Origin of the sequence: Ciceribacter sp. L1K23 (assembly GCF_018122705.1) — a bacterium.
Classification (GTDB): domain Bacteria; phylum Pseudomonadota; class Alphaproteobacteria; order Rhizobiales; family Rhizobiaceae; genus Allorhizobium.
In genome coordinates, this window is record NZ_JAGRRC010000001.1 from 429868 (window position 1) to 447861 (window position 17994).

Annotated in this window: 16 protein-coding genes; 7 read left to right on the forward strand and 9 right to left on the reverse strand. The window is 58.4% G+C overall.

The genetic code is table 11. The annotated features are described in order from the left end of the window. Nucleotides 1–851 precede the first annotated feature (851 nt). On the reverse strand, nucleotides 852–1958 hold the full coding sequence (locus tag J5J10_RS01950) for an alpha-hydroxy acid oxidase (RefSeq protein ID WP_211928595.1): 1107 nt from the start codon (nucleotides 1956–1958) through the stop codon (nucleotides 852–854). A gap of 2 nt (nucleotides 1959–1960) precedes the next feature. Then, a complete protein-coding gene (locus tag J5J10_RS01955; RefSeq protein WP_211928596.1) occupies nucleotides 1961–2593 on the reverse strand; it encodes an XRE family transcriptional regulator in 633 nt (210 codons plus the stop codon). Between the two features lie 302 nt (nucleotides 2594–2895). Between J5J10_RS01955 and J5J10_RS01960 the strand changes: the two genes are divergently transcribed. The 5 genes from J5J10_RS01960 to J5J10_RS01980 all read left to right on the forward strand — a co-directional run bounded on the left by J5J10_RS01960 (nucleotide 2896) and on the right by J5J10_RS01980 (nucleotide 8164). Continuing rightward, complete coding sequence (locus J5J10_RS01960; RefSeq protein ID WP_211928597.1) at nucleotides 2896–3906, forward strand: TRAP transporter substrate-binding protein; 1011 nt, start codon at nucleotides 2896–2898, stop codon at nucleotides 3904–3906. A gap of 78 nt (nucleotides 3907–3984) precedes the next feature. Beyond that, a complete protein-coding gene (locus tag J5J10_RS01965; RefSeq protein ID WP_211928598.1) occupies nucleotides 3985–4500 on the forward strand; it encodes a TRAP transporter small permease in 516 nt (171 codons plus the stop codon). A 3-nt stretch (nucleotides 4501–4503) separates the two neighbouring features. Next, nucleotides 4504–5805: a TRAP transporter large permease gene (locus J5J10_RS01970; RefSeq protein ID WP_211928599.1), complete on the forward strand. Its 1302-nt coding sequence runs from the start codon at nucleotides 4504–4506 to the stop codon at nucleotides 5803–5805. A 29-nt stretch (nucleotides 5806–5834) separates the two neighbouring features. Next, nucleotides 5835–6734 (forward strand): 4-hydroxy-tetrahydrodipicolinate synthase, encoded by a 900-nt coding sequence (gene dapA, locus J5J10_RS01975; RefSeq protein ID WP_211928600.1) that lies wholly within the window; start codon nucleotides 5835–5837, stop codon nucleotides 6732–6734. Nucleotides 6735–6757: 23 nt separating this feature from the next. Continuing rightward, nucleotides 6758–8164 carry an FAD-binding oxidoreductase gene (locus J5J10_RS01980; protein WP_249116651.1) on the forward strand — a complete coding sequence of 469 codons (1407 nt, stop codon included), beginning with the start codon at nucleotides 6758–6760 and terminating at the stop codon, nucleotides 8162–8164. Between the two features lie 92 nt (nucleotides 8165–8256). Here the strand turns inward: J5J10_RS01980 and repC are convergent, their stop codons facing one another. The 7 genes from repC to J5J10_RS02015 form a co-directional block, all read right to left on the reverse strand. Beyond that, a complete protein-coding gene (repC, locus tag J5J10_RS01985; RefSeq protein WP_211928602.1) occupies nucleotides 8257–9468 on the reverse strand; it encodes a plasmid replication protein RepC in 1212 nt (403 codons plus the stop codon). A gap of 151 nt (nucleotides 9469–9619) precedes the next feature. Next, complete coding sequence (gene repB, locus J5J10_RS01990; protein ID WP_211928603.1) at nucleotides 9620–10606, reverse strand: plasmid partitioning protein RepB; 987 nt, start codon at nucleotides 10604–10606, stop codon at nucleotides 9620–9622. A 53-nt stretch (nucleotides 10607–10659) separates the two neighbouring features. After that, on the reverse strand, nucleotides 10660–11847 hold the full coding sequence (gene repA / locus J5J10_RS01995) for a plasmid partitioning protein RepA (RefSeq protein WP_211928604.1): 1188 nt from the start codon (nucleotides 11845–11847) through the stop codon (nucleotides 10660–10662). Between the two features lie 276 nt (nucleotides 11848–12123). Next, nucleotides 12124–12495 (reverse strand): hypothetical protein, encoded by a 372-nt coding sequence (locus J5J10_RS02000; protein WP_211928605.1) that lies wholly within the window; start codon nucleotides 12493–12495, stop codon nucleotides 12124–12126. After that, nucleotides 12492–13352, reverse strand: a complete 861-nt coding sequence (locus J5J10_RS02005; RefSeq protein ID WP_211928606.1) for an extradiol ring-cleavage dioxygenase — start codon at nucleotides 13350–13352, stop codon at nucleotides 12492–12494. Before J5J10_RS02005 ends, J5J10_RS02000 begins: the two co-directional genes overlap by 4 nt. Before the next feature lie 79 nt (nucleotides 13353–13431). Next, a complete protein-coding gene (locus tag J5J10_RS02010) occupies nucleotides 13432–14910 on the reverse strand; it encodes an amidohydrolase family protein (RefSeq protein WP_249116652.1) in 1479 nt (492 codons plus the stop codon). Nucleotides 14911–14947: 37 nt separating this feature from the next. Continuing rightward, on the reverse strand, nucleotides 14948–15754 hold the full coding sequence (locus tag J5J10_RS02015) for an IclR family transcriptional regulator C-terminal domain-containing protein (RefSeq protein WP_211928607.1): 807 nt from the start codon (nucleotides 15752–15754) through the stop codon (nucleotides 14948–14950). 262 nt (nucleotides 15755–16016) lie between these two features. Here J5J10_RS02015 and J5J10_RS02020 point away from each other — a divergent pair, with 262 nt between their 5' ends. Together J5J10_RS02020 and J5J10_RS02025 are read left to right on the forward strand one after the other, a co-directional pair. Further along, complete coding sequence (locus tag J5J10_RS02020; protein WP_211928608.1) at nucleotides 16017–16835, forward strand: citryl-CoA lyase; 819 nt, start codon at nucleotides 16017–16019, stop codon at nucleotides 16833–16835. A gap of 2 nt (nucleotides 16836–16837) precedes the next feature. Beyond that, on the forward strand, nucleotides 16838–17983 hold the full coding sequence (locus J5J10_RS02025) for a CaiB/BaiF CoA-transferase family protein (RefSeq protein ID WP_211928609.1): 1146 nt from the start codon (nucleotides 16838–16840) through the stop codon (nucleotides 17981–17983). The last annotated feature ends 11 nt before the right edge of the window (nucleotides 17984–17994 follow it).

Here is a 17994-nt window from a genome sequence, read left to right on the forward strand (position 1 = left end):
CCGCCAGATGCCGTCTCAGCGTGGTACGGGCGATGCCTTGCGCATATAGCGATCGTCGCGCCTTCGAATGAAAGACCACGATGCTCCGGAAGCATCGAAATGGCTGCCAGGCGAAAGCGACACTAGCGCGTTTAGATGGTGCTGGGCCGGTCCCCGGCTAGACAGTAACCGCAACCACCGCCGCAGAACAATGTTTGTCTACAAGAGAAAGCGCCTATCCCTTTGTGATTACGAGAATAAAAGGCAGTTTGTACGGCTGACAATCGCGCATCCAGATGCAGCCCGTGCGGCTTCTGCTTTCCGCGGCAACCGCGCTCGACGCAAGAACGTGTCGGTATACCCTTGGCCGAATGCGCTGGGCAGTTGCAGCCCGAAATAACGCGGTCGCTAAGATGATTAACAGCACGCAGAACCCGCGTTTATATTTGTGTGATATTTACCGCACGTCAGAGCACGGAGCTACATCAGCTCATTTATAACGTAGGACCGATTAATGCACTCAGGCACTGTCGAAGCGGCAGCCCCGTCTTTGCGTCGACAGTCGACCGCCGATAGGTGCTCCGCTTGTTGTTCGCCTCGATCAGTTGTGTCGAGGCGGGGAGGGCGCCAACGGTGATAAGCCGGATGACGGTCGTAGAAGAGCCGGCAATGGGCTCTGCTTGGGTGACGCCTCTACGCTTCCAGTTCCAGTATTGGACCATGGGAAAGTCGACTGAGCGTGGCCCAGTTCATGACGGCGGTCACCTCCATCATGCCGGCCCCGGCTCCCCAAGTCGGATTCAATGGTGGCCGGATCAGCCTCTCACAGATCGAATCTGAGCAATCCCTCGGGCGCCTGTCTGTTTGGCATACTATACTGACGTGTATCGCAGCCCCTCTATGTATTCTTCCTTCAGGATCGAAAGCGCCTTTACGACGCCGGGCTCCCCTTCGGCGGCGAGCGCCCAAAGCGGATAACGTCCAAGCATAACGGCGGTGGCGCCGCGGCTTCGATAGCGTAGAACGTCCAGGCCGCGTCGAATACCGCTATCGGCCATCACGGTGAGACGATGGCCGCAAACGGCCGCGATGTCCGAAAGCACGTCGATCGGCGCCGGAGAGGCATCGAAATTTCTCGCCCCGTGGGAAGATACCACGATACCATCAGCGCCTGCGGACGCAGACTTTTCCGCATCCTCACATGAAAGTATGCCCTTGAGGACGAGTTTGCCCGGCCATTTATCGCGCAGCCAGCCAACATGGTCCCAGTTGAGGTCCTTCATCAAAGACAGCCGCGGGTCAATTGTTGCGCCGATCAGCTTCGGTCTTAGGCCCGCGGGATAGTTGTTCATAGCCGGCATACCTCGACGGATCGTTCTGTTCAAAGCAACGCCAACCAGCCAGTTGGGCCGCAATGCCAGATCCATGATGCCGCGTGATGTCACCTTGTAAGGCATGTTGAAGCCACTCCTCAGGTTCCATTCCTTACGGGAGCCCGCGGGTGTGTCGACGGTCATGACAGCGACGCGCGCGCCAGCGTCCCAGGCACGGCGCAACATCGCCTCGGAAAAATTGAGATCTGCCCAGAGATAGATTTGCATCCATATCGTCAGATCCGGAGCGGCCCGCGCGATCTCGTCGACGCTGCTGAGGGACTGTGTCGAAAGACAAAAAGGGAGGCTGCTTTGCGCAGCCGCACGGGCGAGGGCCTCTTCTCCGCCACCATGGACAAGTCCGGCCATGGCCGTCGGGGCGATAATTAGGGGAGCAGAAAAACTCTCCCCAAAGAGAATGGTATCCGTTTGAGGAGCGGCACCGGAAAGCACGCGCGGTACAATTTGGGTTGCGTCAAGTCGGGTGCGCAAAGCGCGAAGGGATGCCTCTTCGCCCACACCACGATCGATATAGTCGAACAGTCCGCGTGGCAATTTGCGTTGCGCCGCGCGACGTGCCTGCTCGAACGAGAGGAAGCCAGACACGTTCAGGCGCTCATGACCCAAATGACCTCGGCGTCTTCGTCACCGATGGACGTCCAGCAATGTTCGCCGTTCCCATCGTAATAAACGGAGTCCCCTGGGCCCATTTCGAGAGGCTCGTAGACCTTGGAATGCAAAAGCATGCGGCCCGAAACGACCCACAGGAATATCTCCGTGTCGGAGCGGGCCCAAACCGGGTAATCGTCCAGGCTGCGTGCGGTGACGCGGGTGCGTACGGGGATCATGCGCTTGTCCTTCAGATCTCCGCAGAGCAGAAGGTTGGCGCAGGATAAGGACGTATGCTTCTTACCTTCACCCGCCCGGCTGACGGCGCGTCTGCCAGGGGCATAGACGGGACGGGTCTGCGTAATCAGCTCTGTCAGTTCAACGGTCAGGCCCTCGGCAATCTTCTGCAGTGTCGAAATGGTCGGCGACAGCTCCCGGCGTTCGATCTTCGATAACGTGGAGGCGGCAACGCCTGTCAGTCGCGCGCACTCCTGCAGGGTCAGCTTGCGCTCCTTGCGCAATTGCACGATCCGTTCCGCGACGGACTCGCTGGATGCGTCCGGAACACTGACCAGTGCGTCTTTCTGGGCCATCAGAACTTGGCCAGTCAGCAATGTCGTTTGCTCGTTCATATCGTTCCCTAACCCATTCCATTACCAGTATACGACAAAAATTCTACGATAAGAAAGACAGCTTTTACATGCTCTCCGATTTCCCGTCATCCTTGACGTGCATACGGCACGAAAATTCCCGCGTCTTAACGCGACGGAAGCGGGTTAACTCGATAGGGCAGGGGACACATGGATGGTGTAATTTTTTTCGTATAATAAAAATTGTTGACGAATGTGTATGTTTGGCTCAATCTTCAGAGGCAGCTGGACACGACGTCCTGCAACGAAAAAAGTAGGGAACTATCATGAATTTCATGCGAAAAATGCGCCTTGGCGCAACGGCTTCGCTCGCCCTTCTGGTCGGTGTTGCGACAGCGCAGGCTGATACTGTTCGTTTTGCTCATGTTGATGGCGAGGGCGACCTTCTCAACAACACCTACTGGACATGGACAGAGGTTTTCTCATCCACGCTCAGCACGCAGACAAACGGCAAGTACCAGCTTGAAGTCTTTCCCAACGGACAGATGGGCGATCTGGAATCGCTTGCCGAACAGAACGTGCGCGGATCCTTGCAAATGGTCGGCGGGCTCAACGCCGGGCATATTGCTGCCTATGCACCGATCGCATCTGTTCTTGAGTTACCCTATACGTTCCCATCAACCGCAATTGCCCGCACTGTGCTCAACGGGCCGTTTGGAACGTCGCTGTCGGACAAGATCGCTGAAACGTCCGGCGTTCGAATTCTTTCATATCTGCCTTCGGCCTTCCGCAATTTCTCGTCGTCGACCAAGCTGATAAAGTCGCCAGCCGATATGGTGGGCATGAAGATGCGCACACAGCAGGTGCCGATACATGTCGAGATGGTAAAGGCGCTCGGCGCATCGCCGACCCCAATTGCCTGGGCCGAACTTTATAGCGCCTTGCAGACCGGCGTTGTCGACGGGCAGGAAAACGCCCCTTACACGATGTTGATGGCCAATCTTCAGGAAGTTCAGAAATATTACACCCTGGATCATCACCTGATCAACATGCCGCTCATCACCATCAACGAGGAGTATTGGCAATCGCTGCCCGACGAGGACAAGAAAGCTTTCGACTACGCTGCCTCGGAAGCGACGTTCGCTATGCTTGGTGTGATCACAGCTAAGGAATCTCAGGACTTGACAAAGATCCGTGCCGCTGGCGTCGAAGTTTATCAGCCCACTCCGGCAGAGTTCCAGGAATTCGTCGATGCCGCGCAAAAGCCGGTCGCAGAGCTTCTGGCCAAGGACGTGGGTCAGGATATCATCGATCAGCTCAAGGCTGCCGTAGCCGCTGCCCAGAAGGGCGAGTGAACCTCGGTTGGATAAATGAGATCGGCGGGCCTTCTTCTCTAGGGCCCGTCCATTCGCTCACTGCTTTGCGGGGTTCTTATGCTCAACGTTCTCGAACGCATCGCAAACGCCTTGGCCTCCATCGCCTCTGCTGTCGCGCGCGTCCTCCTGATCATAATCGCCGCTGTTTTGTTCACGCAGGTGTTGTTGCGTTACGGCTTCGGCTTCTCCTTGCCTTGGCCGGAAGAGGTGTCCCGTTATCTGATGATCTGGGTCGTCATGCTCGCCGGAAGCTTGCTTGTGAAGGACGAGCAACTCGTGCGCGTCGACTTTTTTGACGTCTTCTGGCCGACCTGGCTAATCGGCTATCGCAACGCCTTTTTCCGCCTGTTGCTGGTCTGCCTCCTTGCCGTCCTCGTTTGGAAGGGATTGGACAACTCCTTGTTCGGCTTACGCCGACAGTCGGTCACGATCGGCCTTTCATTCTTCTGGATTTATCTCGCGGTTCCCGTCGGCGCTGGCTTGATGATGTTCCAGATGCTGGTTCTGGCCTTTAGAGACATCCTCCGCGACCCGGTGGACAAAGGCCCATCAATCCTCAAATCGGAGATATGAGCCGTGGATCAGCCGCTTCTCGTTGTCATTGGTCTGCTGCTCTTCCTGATGCTGCTCGGTAGCCCGGTCATCTTCGCTATCGGCTTTGCCGGTCTGGCCTATTTCTTCGTTAAGCCCGGTATGTCGGCCATGCTCGACGTCTATGCCCATAAGTTCTTCACGGGCATGGACGTCTTCATCTGGTTGTCCATTCCTCTGTTCGTTATCGCCGGCGAGATCATGAGCGCCATCGGCATGACCGAGAGGCTTGTCAATCTGTCACGCCTGATGGTCGGGCGGCTGCGGGGCGGCCTGGCCTATGTAAACGTTGTCGGCTCGATGCTATTTTCAGGCGTCTCCGGATCGGCGCTTGCGGATATCTCCGCACTTGGTCCCGTCGAGATGGAGATGATGGAAAAGGACGGTTACGATAAGGATTTCGCAGCAGCACTGACCGTCAGTTCCGCTATCCAAGGGCCGATCATTCCCCCATCAATACCGCTTATCATGTTCTCGGCGCTGACCAATACGTCTGTTGCGGCGCTGTTTCTGGCGGGTGCAGTGCCGGGCATGATGCTTGGTCTTGGCCAGATGGCGATGATCTTCTTTCTTGCTCGCCGCCGGGGGTTCAAGGCAAATCCGATCGCAGGTCTGAACCTCGAGATGGCACTGCACATCCTCTACAATGCATTCTTCGCGATCCTGATGCCGCTCATTATCATAGGCGGCATCATTTCAGGCGTGTTTACGGCAACCGAGGCTGCCTCGATCGCCGTGGTCTATGCGCTTCTGGTAGGTTTCCTTGCCTATAGAAACCTGACTCTGAAAGCGCTCTGGTCCATTCTGGATCGTTCCGCCCGTACATCGGCGTCAGTCTACCTGATCGTCGGCTTTGCAACCATCATATCCTGGGTGCTGGCCAATGAACGTCTTCCCAACCAGTTGCAGGACCTTGTGTTGCACTACAATCTGCAGCCCTGGTTGCTGCTGCTCTGCCTCAACCTGTTCTTCCTGATCAACGGTCTGTGGATCGGTGACTCTGTTCAGTTACTGCTGTTTGCGCCGCTGTTCACGCCGATCCTCGCGGCCATGGGTGTAGACCCCGTCCATTTCGGGGTGATCATGGTGCTGAACGTGATGATCGGCCTGATGACACCTCCATACGGGCTTGCGCTTTATCTCGGAGCGTCAATTTCAGGCGTTCCGCTCGGGCGGATCGTCGTTGCGTCCTTGCCGTTCCTGTTCACCAACCTCGTCGTGCTCTTGCTGGTCACGTACATCCCAGAGATTTCGCTAACTTTGCCGAGGCTTTTCGGTTTCATCTGATCCAGACTTCTCCCAAAAGGACTACAAAAATGTCTCTCACGAAAGCTGATCTTTCCGGACTCTTCACTGCGATCGTAACGCCCTTCGCTCCGGACATGTCGGTCGATTTCGATACCCTGAAGGCTCTCGTCAAGCGCCAGTTGGCCGCTGGCGCCACGGGCATCGTACCGATTGGCGGCACGGGTGAATACCCGGCTCTGTCGCGCAAGGAGCGCGCAGACATCGTTGCTGCATGCGTCGACGCCGCCGACGGTGCGCCCGTGATGCCGGGGGTTTTGTCGACCGGCTACCATGACGCCATTGATGCTGGCCGAGATTTCAAGGAAGCCGGAGCGGCAGGCCTTATGTTAGTCACGCCTTACTACGCTGTTGGCCCCCAGGAAGGTATGCGACGTTATTTCAACGCTTACCGCGCTGCAATCGACCTGCCCATTCTGGCATATGAAATTCCCCGTCGCACCAATGCGGCACTTTCGGCGGCGACTTACGCCCAGTTGGCCGACGACGGTGCGATTATCGGCATGAAATATTCGAACTACGACATGCCGGAATTCCTGGCCGTGCTGCGTGAGGCCGGGGACAAGCTGGCGATCCTATCGGGTGAGGAGCCCCTGTTTGCCACGCATATCGCGCAAGGAGCGGTCGGCGGCGTCCTGGCCTCAGCCTCGATCTATCCCGAGTTTTGGATCAAGGTGTTCAAACTGGCGTCAAATGGCGACCTGAAGGCTGCGCTGGCATTGCAGAACCAGATCGATCCGGTACTTTCGGCCATCTATCGCGAGACCAACCCAGGTCCACTCAAGTTCTTCATGAACCTCGCCGGACAGGCAATGGGTGGCGTCCGCCTTCCGCTAACCGGCCCCACGGAGGAAACGAGGGCCATGCTGGAAAGCGTGCTTTCAAGCTTCGATCAAAACAAGGCTGCCTGAAGACGATGATTGCCGAAGGTCTCTTGAACGAACTGTCGGAGATACTCGGGCCGAAAGGTCTGTTGACCGACCCGGACGACATGGCACCTTTCGTGACCGATTTTCGCAATCGGCGGACGGGGAGGGCGCTCGCGGTGTTGCTACCCGCGACCACGCAAGAAGCATCCCTTGCCGTGCGCGCGGTAACTTCGCGTAAGATCCCGATCTTCCCGCAAGGCGGAAACACGGGCTTATGCTATGGCGCGGTCCCGACGGACGGCGTTGTTCTGGGACTGAAGCGAATGCGGTCGCTGCGCGAGGCCGACGGTCGATCCGGGCTGCTGAGTGTCGATGCCGGAGTGACGCTCGCGGAAGTGCATCGACAGGCCGAAAAACTCGGAATGCAGTTTCCCCTTTATCTCGGTTCAGAAGGCACGGCCCAGATCGGCGGCCTAATTTCCACCAATGCCGGTGGTACCGGCGTCCTGCGCTACGGCTCCATGCGCGACCTCATCGCAGGCGTCGAGGTGGTGCTTGCCGATGGCAAGGTGCTGAACGAGATGGCGGGTCTGCGCAAGAATAATACCGGCTATTCCATCACCCAACTTGTGGCCGGTGCCGAAGGAACGCTTGGTATCGTCACTGGCGCGGTATTGAGGCTTGCCCCGCGCATGAGCAGTCGCGCTCATGCTTGGCTCGGTCTCGACACGATCGAGGCAGCACTTGAGGTTGGAAAACGGTTGCGCGAGGCATTTGGCGCCCAGGTTGAAGCTCTTGAACTCGTGGACCGCGCCGAGGCGAGCTACGTGGTGAGACACATCCCCGATGTTCGCATGCCCCTTTCAGAGCTTCCACCCTATTCGCTGATGATCGAGATCGCGTCACCTGGGGTCGGGGAGGACCTGACGACCCAGCTTGAAAATGTGATGGCGTCTGCAATGGATGATGCACTGATCGTGGATGCTGTGATCGCAAAGAGCGAAAAGCAGGCGCATGATATCTGGCATTTCCGACACTCGGTCACCGAGGCCAACAAGATAAACGGAATTGGTGTCGTTCTCGACACGTCGGTGCGTCCATCCGCCATTCCGGATTTCGTGGCGCATGCCGACCGCGTGACAGCCGAGCGTTTCCCGGAAGCTGAGCGCGCCATCGTTGCACACCTGGCCGACGGCAATGTTCATTATATCGTGATGTTCCCGCATGATGTCTGGTCGTCATACCCTGACAAGATGGCAAAGGAACTCGAAGTCGAAGAAGCAATCCACGACGTATGTGCCGCCCATGGCGGCAGCTTTTCCGCTGAACACGGGATTGGTCGCAAACTGACCGGGGAGATGCAGCGACTGCTTGATCCGGTCCGCCTGGACGTCATGTCCCGCATCAAGCAGGCTCTGGACCCTGAAGGTCTGTTGAACCCCGGTGCGCTGTTGCCGAAGGCTTCTCTGTAACCAACTGGCGAGAAGAGAGTTTGGAAGTGACAAAGTCGATCTTTGATCCCATGCCGGCACACAGGGGAGGGGGCTCATAAGCATCCCCTCCATCAGCCGGTACTTCTGACATCTGCATTCTGCCGGTGAAGCGCCATCAACATCGGCCCCAATGAAAACTCCCCACGCTCAGCCTTACGGGTCAGATCCCGCAGATACCCGCCGGGCGAATTGATGTGACCCGCGCGCTCGAGCATGCAGGCAACGGCGATCGCTGCATTTTCCGGCCCCATGATCTCACAGGCGTCCTGATAAGCCGACGGACTGATCCCCAACATGGATCGAACCACAACAGCCGCAGACATCAGGTCGCGCCAGGACGCAATGGCGCCGCCCGGCCCATAGTCCGCCATCTGCGGGCACCCCCTCAGAACCATCCCCAATGGGAATGCCCTCACGTCTGGTTGCTTTGGCTGAGGTTCTGGTTCCGCCGGCTCGCCCTGCTCTTTTCGAGAGCTAGGTTCAAGTTCATTAATGGATTCGGTTTTTGAATTCTGTTTGTGCTGACGGTATACGGCATCATTGGCGTCGGATTTTTGTGAAAAGAACTGATTTTCCAATGCCTTGAGTACGGCTTCTCTGAGCGCGGTCAACTCTTCAAGCATCCGGGTGAGGTCGTTCAGGCCCTTTGCGAGCCGCAGCCGCATGACGGTCTCGACGTACCGCTGCTCCAAACCCTCCCAATCGCCCGAGGCACCTTCATCCATGGCAGCCGAAATAAGCTTGCGGATATCCCTGCGCGTAATCGTTATGCGCTCCTTGATGAACTTCAGTTGCCGATTGTCTTCGGCCACCTGCTGAGCCAGCAATGCGAGTTCCTCGGAGCGCGCGAGGAGAGGAGCAAGACTGAAGCCATAGGCGGTTTCGATCGCTCCGTTCCGCCCTTTCCTCACATAGCGCTTACCGTTCGGACTGTCGTGGCGCTGAATGAGCCCCGCTTGGACGAGGATCGCGAGATTCTCACGCAATGTCGTTCCGGCTATCCCATTGGCTCTCGCGCTCAGTTGAGCGTTCGACGGAAAGACGATGAGGTTGGCTTCCTCGCTCAACTCGCTCTCGGGATAGAACGTCAGCAGAGCATTCAGGACGGCAAGCGCGCGATCCCTGATGCCAAGCAATGATCTTGCGTCACAGGCATCCCGGTACACCCGCCACTTGTCGGCCGTCTTTCCCTTCCTGATGTCGGATGTATCGAACTGATTTTTCACCAGCGCAAGCGTCATCCGCCGCCGCCCGAAGGGCGTCGTTACATTTCCACTTTGCATTTCTTTACCCTCTCAAAGGGCAAAAGAAGATCGATCACCGGAACGGTGCCATTAACTCTTGACTGTGATTCGTGGAAATGCGAGTCTCAGGGTGCGAACATGAGAGAGGCTTCCACGACGGCATCGTCTGGGGGCCTTTTCTTTTGCGGTCCTATGTTCCTTCAGCTTTTGATGCGTTGACGAACTCCTTGTGGAGACGCTCGAGATTCTCGGAAATGAACCGACCGAAGCGCGCCGCATCGGTCGATTTCAAGGTGATTGAATAAGCACGGCCGCTACCTTTGAATTCGGCGCGGACGCTGGCATCCTCGGACTGCCATTCGGCAACCGCTCTTGGTTTCCTGGCCGGACGGGCAGCTCTCTTGAGCTCCGCCGTCAAGAGGTCGAAGCGGCCGTCTGACTCGAGAGCCTTGAATGCGTTCCCGGCCACGACGTCGCTGACCAGGGAAAGTACCGGCGGTCTTTCGACCTGTTGCGCAAACTCGATCCATCGGTCACGACCGACGGATTTCGCCGGGCCAATCGCAGCGACGATGGGCGCCGGCACCCGTCCCGTGACGAAAAGCATGCGCGTCAGCATAGGGGCATCGACAGACAGAGCGGACTGGATCGTCTTCTTGTCATGCCCGAGTTCAAGAAGCTTCTGCGCAAATGTCGCCCGTTCAATGAAGGAGAGGTTTTCGCGGGCCGAGTTTTCCTGACCCTGTGCGATGACGTGATCAGCATCGGTGACCGACTTGACGACAGCCCGCACCGGCCGCCCGAGATCGCGGGCGGCTCTGGCGCGACGGTGACCGAAGACGATCTGGTAGTGACCCTCTTTTTGCGGATGCGGCCTGACGAGTATGGGGCTGTCCTGCCCGCGCTCACGGATTGCCTCGAGCAGGTCGCTGTAGGCGGCCGCGTCGTCTCCCATGCGGTCGGAAACGAAGGAATTCTCCACAACGGCCGTGTCGAGTTCGACCACCGCTTCGCCAACCAGGTTCTGCTCAGCGAGCGCGGCCTTTTCAGCCAACTCGTTCAGCGAACTGATCATGGACCGGGATGCGCCCCTGGTCGCATAACCGGGCGTTGCGCGACGCTCGGGTGACGTCCCCGGCGGTGCGGTAATATTGGCAAATACATCCTTACGAGCCACGGGATACCTCATTCTCGGTGCTAACCGGCTGGACTCTGGCGGACTTGGCGAAGTTAGCCATTGCGTCTTCCCCAAGCAGCATTCATCAGATCCACGACTTCGGCGTTCACGGCGTCCATGGACTCGCGGGCGCGATCGTATGTCGAGGCCGTAAACTGGGACTTCTCGACTTCATAGAGACTTTGCTTGGTCAGCCCGGCGTCGGATACGGCGGTCGACTTGACCATGTGGTTCTTCATCATCTGCTGCGCGAACATGGACTGCATGAAGCCCACCATCTGCTGCTGCGGGATGTCGGTTGGCTCGTAACGTGTGATCAGATACCGGAACCAGTCGAGCGACACATTGACACCGACCTGCTCGACGCTTTTCAGGATATCTCCGAGCATCAGCAGGAACTGCGACATCGACATGATATCCAGCATCTGCGGATGAACGGTGATCAACACCGAGGTCGCCGCCGTCAGCGCGGTCAGCGTCAGATAGCCAAGCTGCGGAGGGCAATCCACGACCACGACGTCGTAGCGATCGTCGACCTCCTCCAGCGCCTGGCCGATCCGCGTGTAGAACAGCTTGCCGGCGCTTGAATCCTTGCGCTGCATGGCGATCGGCGTCTCGTATTCGTATTCCTGGAGTTCCAGGTTTGCCGGCACCACGTCCAGGTTGGGGAAGTTCGTTGGCTGGATGATGTCGACGATCGACTTACGGTTCTCGTCGTAGCGCAACGACTCGTAAAAGGACGGTTTGTTGTCGAGCTCCGGCTGAATGCCGTAAAGCGCCGTCAGCGATGCCTGTGGGTCGAGATCAACGGCAAGCGTGCGAAATCCCCGGAGCGCGAGGTACTGGGCAAGGTGGGCCGACGTGGTCGTCTTCCCAGACCCGCCTTTGAAGTTCACGACAGCAATGACCTGCAGTTTCTCGTGCGCCTGGCGCCGAGGCACACGATCAAGCAGCGCGCGCAACTCATCGATTTGTGAAGCGGTGTAATAGCGGCGCCCCGTTGAAGTCGTCGTAGGCTCCACGCCCTTGCCTTGCAGATGCAGTTTCTTAAGATAGCTTTGCGAAACGCCCACGAACTCCGCAACCTCGGCCAGCGAGAACTGACGCAGGGTCTTCTGGGCATTGGGAGGAAACTTGACCTGCCGCAGCATATCCAGTTTCGAGGAGATGTCGCTGCCCTGGTCCAGTATCGTATCGGCAAAGCTCGATACTTTGTCGGAAGTGGCCGTTTTCACGTTCATCAGGAGCTCCGGGCCCAGTCACGATAATTTCTATCAAAATACAGAATTATCGTGACACTCGCCCGATTCCCGATTCGTGACAAGAAAAATAAACTGGCGACGCCAATGGCACAGTGTGCGGCACGGCCGGCAACGGGATTTTGGCCATAAGCTATAGGCGCTGGATCGGAGGCGTGAGGGTGGCTTGAGCGTGAGAGCCGTGAGAACGAGTACCGCACGGCTGAGACGACGCACGCAAGGCGATGCGGGATCGCCGTGCGTGCGCTGGATGCCGAGTCAGGTTTCGACGGACGGGTACGGCCGGTCGCGCCAGTGTTGCAGCTTGGCGGCAAATTCCCGCTGGAAGGCGAGGGGCCCCGCCTTCTTGAAATAGGGCTCGTCATAGATGCCGATGAAGATCGTCAGGTTCAGGAAGAAATGCGCACCCATCTCGAACAAAGCGACGAAGTCGTGGTTGACGAGAGCGTCCCGTTCCTTGTCCGTGAGGAGATGCACGGTGGATGCCTCCACCTCGTTGCCAAGAAGTTTCGGCCCGATCGACTGCTCCCAGGTGGCCACGAAGCTCTTCGGGTCCTCGGTGTAGCGCTTCAGGTACTCCGGATCGCGATCGACCGTGTAAAGGAACTTGTTGACGTAGTATTTGCTCATGCCGCCTGCTCCTTCGGATACCAGGTGAAATAGGCTTCCATCGTGTGGAAAAGGTCGAGATTGTCGACGTAATCAGCCCCTTCCGGACCGGCTATGCCGAGCATGAGGATGAAGTTGAGGAAGCCATGCGTGGCGTTGCCGCTCTCTTCCATGCTCTTGTGCGTAACATTGGCCAGAATGGAATCGATATCGCCGGCGCGCAGCCATTCGATGGCCTGTCGGTCGAAGGCCGGATCCGGTCCCGTTTCCATGAACTGGCGGGGACCGCCGAGTTCCAGCGAGAGATGCCCGGTGCCGATTGCCGCCACGCGCTTGTCGGACGGATAGTCATCGATCGCCTTGCGGATCGCGCGTCCCAGATCGTAGAAACGGCGCGGCGAATGCAGAGGCGGCGCGAAGATATTGGTGTAGATCGGCACGACCGGCAGATCGTTCTGCGGACGAACGGTGATGATCGGGCAGATGATCGAGTGATCGATCTTCAACTCGTTGGAAAAGGCGAAATCGAAATTCTGGTCCATCAGGGACTGATGCATGAAGCGAGACATATCCTCGTCGCCATCAAGCACGTATTTCGGAATGCCGAACTCCCGCTCTTCGTTGTAGAAGGTGGCGTCGTAGCGCGGGGCCTTGCCGATCAGGAACTGCGGGCAATTGTCGAGGAATATCTGGTGGAAATGGTCAGACCCCACCATCACCAGGATGTCCGGCTCCGTTTTTGCCAGCGTTTCTCGATAGGCCTCGATCTTGCGCTTCCATTCGGGCGCCTGCGGCATTTGCTGCTCCGGCGGCGCGGTGGTCGCCTTCAGGTAAAACGGATGGTGGGTCGACGCGAGCGTCGCAACGAGTTTTGCCAAGGTTCTTCTCCCTCAAGATGATGGCGCTCCTCGCGCCTTTCGAATGCCGGCGCGCGCTGGGTCGCGCGACGGCTGTCAGTCAGTCTGCGAAGAGGTCGCGTTCGATACCTGCCGTTTCGAACAGGTAGTCCCGGCTCTTCTCGATCTCATGCCGCAATCGGTCGATGTCGAAGCCGAGCAACTGTCCGTCCCACTTCTTCACCTTGCCGGCGACCAGCACGGCGTCGACGTTCGAGCGCTCCATCAAGGTGACGACGGCTCCGGCGGCACTGTTGAGGGGTGCGACATTGAGTGCGTCCGCACTCAGCAAAATGATGTCGGCTTCCTTGCCGGGCGTCAGCGATCCGATCTTGTGGTCGAGCTTGAGGCCGCGCGCACCACCGATCGTCGCCGTGCGCAGCGCATCGTTTGCGGTGGCAAGCCTCGGATACTCCTGACCAGCGAGCGCTTTCGCATTCGCTTCCATGCGCTGAAGCGTCACGAAGCTGCGCATCTGCGTGAAAAAATCGGCCGTCATCGTGCATTCGACGTCGGTGGAGAGCGAAATGCTCATCCCGAGATCGATCGAGGTCTGCAGCGGCGGGGTGCCGTGACGCATCTGCATCTCGATCGGCACAGAAAGCGATACGTGAGACCCTGCGTCGGCCGCATATTTCCAGCCTTGCTCGGACATGCCCGTCATGTGGATGAAGATGTTGTCCGGCCCGAACAATCCCTTGGCACCCAGTTCGTCGAAAGTGGGCTGCATACCGAACGTGCCGACGACATGAAGCGCAATCGGGATGCCCAACTCTCGGCCGATCCGCCAGGCCTCCTCATAGCCTGGGATATAGATCTCACCGCCCATGACCATGGTCAGCAGCTGGTTGTCCGACGAAAAATACGTTTCGCGGATGCGCCTTGCGTCGCCCGGATAGGCGGATTTCTCACCCCAACCCTCGAAGTAGCCGAACACCGCACGACGGCCGGCATCGCGCAGTCCCTCGATCGCGGCGTCGGAGTGCTCGGGGGAATGATGAATCTGGCTGACATCCATCACCGTCGTCACACCGGCGTCGAGCTGCGACAGCGAGCCGAAGAGCTCGTTGATGTAGACGTCGTCCGGACGATAGACCATCGAGAACTTCTGCAGAATCGTCTCGTAATAATTTGAGCGGGACTCCGGTCGTCCGTCATTGATCAGGATGCCATTGGCGAGATGGCCGCGGAGTGCCGTTTCGAATTGATGATGGTGGGTATCGACGAAGCCAGGCATGACGATCTTGCCGCCCGCGTCGATCACAGCGGCATCGTCGGATGCAAGGGCCGGGCCCACCGCGACAATTTTCGAGCCCTCAAGAAGGATATCGGCGCGTTCGAAATTGCCGATCTGCTCGTCCATCGACAGGACTACACCACCCTTGATCAATGTTCTGCGACCAGGCTGCCCGATACCTTTTGGCAGACTGGCCTCCGCTGCGGCCTGGGCAGCGGCCGATTTCGACGATCCCTCCGCTGCGCTGGCCTCAAAGCGCGTAGGGCAGGGCGACTGGTTTTCATTTCTACAAAGTCTGCACATGGCTCTTCCTCCCTCGCCGTGTTGCCTTCTTTCGTCGTCAGGTCCCTATGATGGATTGCAGGACCGGATATCGTGTGATCGCGTGCGCGATGTGGGATGCCGCCTGTCGCAGGGCTGGGAGCCGCTCGGCGACCAATGCCTCCGGCGTCACCATCCCCGTGTAGCCAGAGGTATTCAGCGCCGCGATCGTGCGACCTTCCATGTTGCGGATGGGGACCGCAAGCGCGGTAATCCCGTAGTCGAGCTGATCGACTGTCGTAGCGTAACCGGTCTCGCGAACGACGAGGATCTCGCGGCGCAAGGCGTCCGTGTCGGTGATGGTGCGCGACGTCAGTGCCTTAGGCCGAACCTTGTCCAGATATCGATCGAGACCGTCATCCGTCAGCCCAGCGAGCAGGACACGTCCGAGAGACGTGGCATAGGCCGGATAGCGCGCGCCCATCACGGCTGCGGCACGGCGAGCGCGTTGCACCGATACGTGCGCCACGTAGATCACATCCTCACCGTCAAGCGTCCCGGCCGACGACGCGTCACCGAACTTCTCCACGAGTTCGCGAAGATCGGGCTGCAGAACCTCCTCTATGCGGGCCGAGAAATAGAACGAGGACCCAAGCGTCATGATCTTCGGCCGAAGGTGAAAACGCTTGCCGGTCTGCTGCACATAGCCAAGCGCCTGTAGCGTCAGAAGGCTCCTCCGCGCCGCGGCTGGAGAAAGACCCACCCGCTTTGCAACTTCGCTGAGCGTCATCTCCGGGTGAGAGACGTCAAAACATTCCAGAATTGCAATTCCCTTGGCCAGCGCTTCGACGAATTCCGCCGGTCGCTCCGTATCCCCCGAGATCATTGTCGTTGCCTCCTGCACGTCGATCAGCCCCGTTCATACGAGCGTTCGACGAAAAGCGCACGGCACTTTGCGGAGTGTTGTTTCCCCCTCAGGCAAACGACGCGATCGTGAAATTCGATCATGTAAGGCTCATCTCCCCCCTGCAGCGCTCCCGGTCCGGCCTCCAGACCCGGAACCGAGATCGTGACTTGACGGCAAAATAAATGCTGCTAACGTTTTCGGCAAGAGGAAATTATTTCGCACAGCGAAAATGAGGAGCGCAATGCGAATAGGAAAACAAGACAACGCCCACACCGCAATCGCCACTTCGGATGCTGAAACAATCACCGTTCGCGGATTGGACCTGTGCAACGAACTGATCGGCCAGATCGGATTTACGGACTACTTCTGGCTGCTCGTGATCGGAAAACGCCCGAGCGATGCGCAGCGTCAGATACTCGACGCCTGCCTTGTTGCGATCGCCGAACATGGCCTGGTCCCCAGTGTCCAGGCGGCACGCATGACGCTTGCCGCTGGGCCCGAAGCATGGCAGGGCGCGGTCGCCGCCGGTCTGCTCGGAATGGGCAGTGTCGTTGCCGGGAGTTCCGAATCGGCTGGACGTTATCTTGCAAGGATTATTTCGGAGGCCGATGCGAACGAAACGACGATCGAGGACGCCGCGATAAGCAGCCTGAAACGCCTCAAGGCTTCTCGCGAAAAGGTTGCAGGGCTCGGACACCCGCAACATAGCGCTGGTGACCCCAGAGCCAATCGCCTGCTTGAGCTGTCCGACAGTCTTGGCATTAGCGGCCGCCATGTTGAAACCCTGCGTACGCTGGCCAAGCACGCGCCGGTCATCATGGAGCGCCCGCTCCCCATCAACGTATCGGGCGCAATTCCCGCCGTCATGCTGGATGCCGGTTGGCCTCTGGAGGCGCTGAAGGCAGTCCCGCTTCTGGCCCGCACGGCCGGGCTTGCCGCGCATCTCTATGAGGAATCCCTGAGATCGATCGGCTTCATCATGTCCCATCATGCCGACCTTGCGATCACCTATGACGGTCCGCAGGCGTCAAGGGCAGCCGACAAAAACAAGGGACGATAACAATGGTCAAAATCTTAAAGGATATCAGGGTTGTCGAGCTCGGAACCTATATCACCGGTCCCGCCGCCAGCATGCACCTGGCAGATCTCGGAGCTGACGTGATCAAGGTCGAGAGGCCGGAAACGGGAGATCCCTTCCGGGCGTTCAAAGGAGGCCTCTATTCGCCTCACTACCAGACCTACAACCGCAACAAGCGCTCGATCGCACTCGACACGACGAAAGCGGACGATCTCGCGATCTTTCGGGATCTGGTTGCCACAGCAGATGTTTTCATCCAGAATTTCCGCCCGGGCGTGGCCGAGAAACTCGGATGCGGAGAGGAAGACCTGCGCAAGGTCAGCCCCTCGCTGATCTACTGCGCCATCTCCGGCTTCGGGCAAAGCGGCCCCTCGCGCGACCGGCCGGCGTTCGACACCGTTGCACAGGCGGCCAGCGGCTTTCTGCGTCTCGTGACACCCCCGACAAATCCGCGCGTCATCGGTCCGGCGATCGCAGATGCCATCACCGGGCAATACGCGGCGATGGGCATCATGGCGGCTCTGCTCGAAAGATCACGGACAGGGAAGGGACGACGCCTGGATATCTCCATGCTGGAGGCCATGGCGCATTTCAATCTCGACAGTTTCACCCACTACTACGCCGTCGGCGAGATCATGGGACCGCTGTCGCGCCCGGTCGTGTCACAGAGCTACACCTTCGAATGCAGCGACGGAAAATGGATCGCAATCCACATGTCGTCGCCGCCAAAATTCTGGGAAGGACTGCTGAACGCAGCGGGACAACAGACGCTCGCGGCCGATCCACGCTTTGCGGAGCGATTGCAGCGGATCAAACATCAGGATGATCTGATCGAAATCCTCACCCCCGTTTTCAAGTCCGAAAGCCGTGACGTCTGGTGCGAGCGTCTCCTGAAGGAAGAAGTACCGCACTCGCCAGCCTACGACGCAAATGAAGCGCTTGAGGATCCTCAGGCCCGACATCTTCGGCTGGCGGTGCCGATCACGCATCCGGAAAAGGGCCAATCGACAACGGTTCGGGCACCGTACAGCTTTGATGGCGCACCCGAATTCGAGGTCTCGGCGCCGCCGACACTGGACCAACACGGCGATGAAATTCGCGAGGAATTGAAACGGCGTCGCGCAAGCTGAGCCGGCGGGGA

Coding starts and splice junctions, on each gene's coding strand:
- J5J10_RS01955 (WP_211928596.1), bottom strand. CDS start 2,593: ATGAACGAGCAAACGACATTGCTGACTGGCCAAGTTCTGATGGCCCAG.
- J5J10_RS01960 (WP_211928597.1), top strand. CDS start 2,896: ATGCGCCTTGGCGCAACGGCTTCGCTCGCCCTTCTGGTCGGTGTTGCG.
- J5J10_RS01965 (WP_211928598.1), top strand. CDS start 3,985: ATGCTCAACGTTCTCGAACGCATCGCAAACGCCTTGGCCTCCATCGCC.
- dapA (WP_211928600.1), top strand. CDS start 5,835: ATGTCTCTCACGAAAGCTGATCTTTCCGGACTCTTCACTGCGATCGTA.
- repC (WP_211928602.1), bottom strand. CDS start 9,468: ATGCAAAGTGGAAATGTAACGACGCCCTTCGGGCGGCGGCGGATGACG.
- repA (WP_211928604.1), bottom strand. CDS start 11,847: ATGAACGTGAAAACGGCCACTTCCGACAAAGTATCGAGCTTTGCCGAT.
- J5J10_RS02000 (WP_211928605.1), bottom strand. CDS start 12,495: ATGAGCAAATACTACGTCAACAAGTTCCTTTACACGGTCGATCGCGAT.
- J5J10_RS02010 (WP_249116652.1), bottom strand. CDS start 14,910: ATGTGCAGACTTTGTAGAAATGAAAACCAGTCGCCCTGCCCTACGCGC.
- J5J10_RS02015 (WP_211928607.1), bottom strand. CDS start 15,754: ATGATCTCGGGGGATACGGAGCGACCGGCGGAATTCGTCGAAGCGCTG.
- J5J10_RS02020 (WP_211928608.1), top strand. CDS start 16,017: ATGCGAATAGGAAAACAAGACAACGCCCACACCGCAATCGCCACTTCG.
- J5J10_RS02025 (WP_211928609.1), top strand. CDS start 16,838: ATGGTCAAAATCTTAAAGGATATCAGGGTTGTCGAGCTCGGAACCTAT.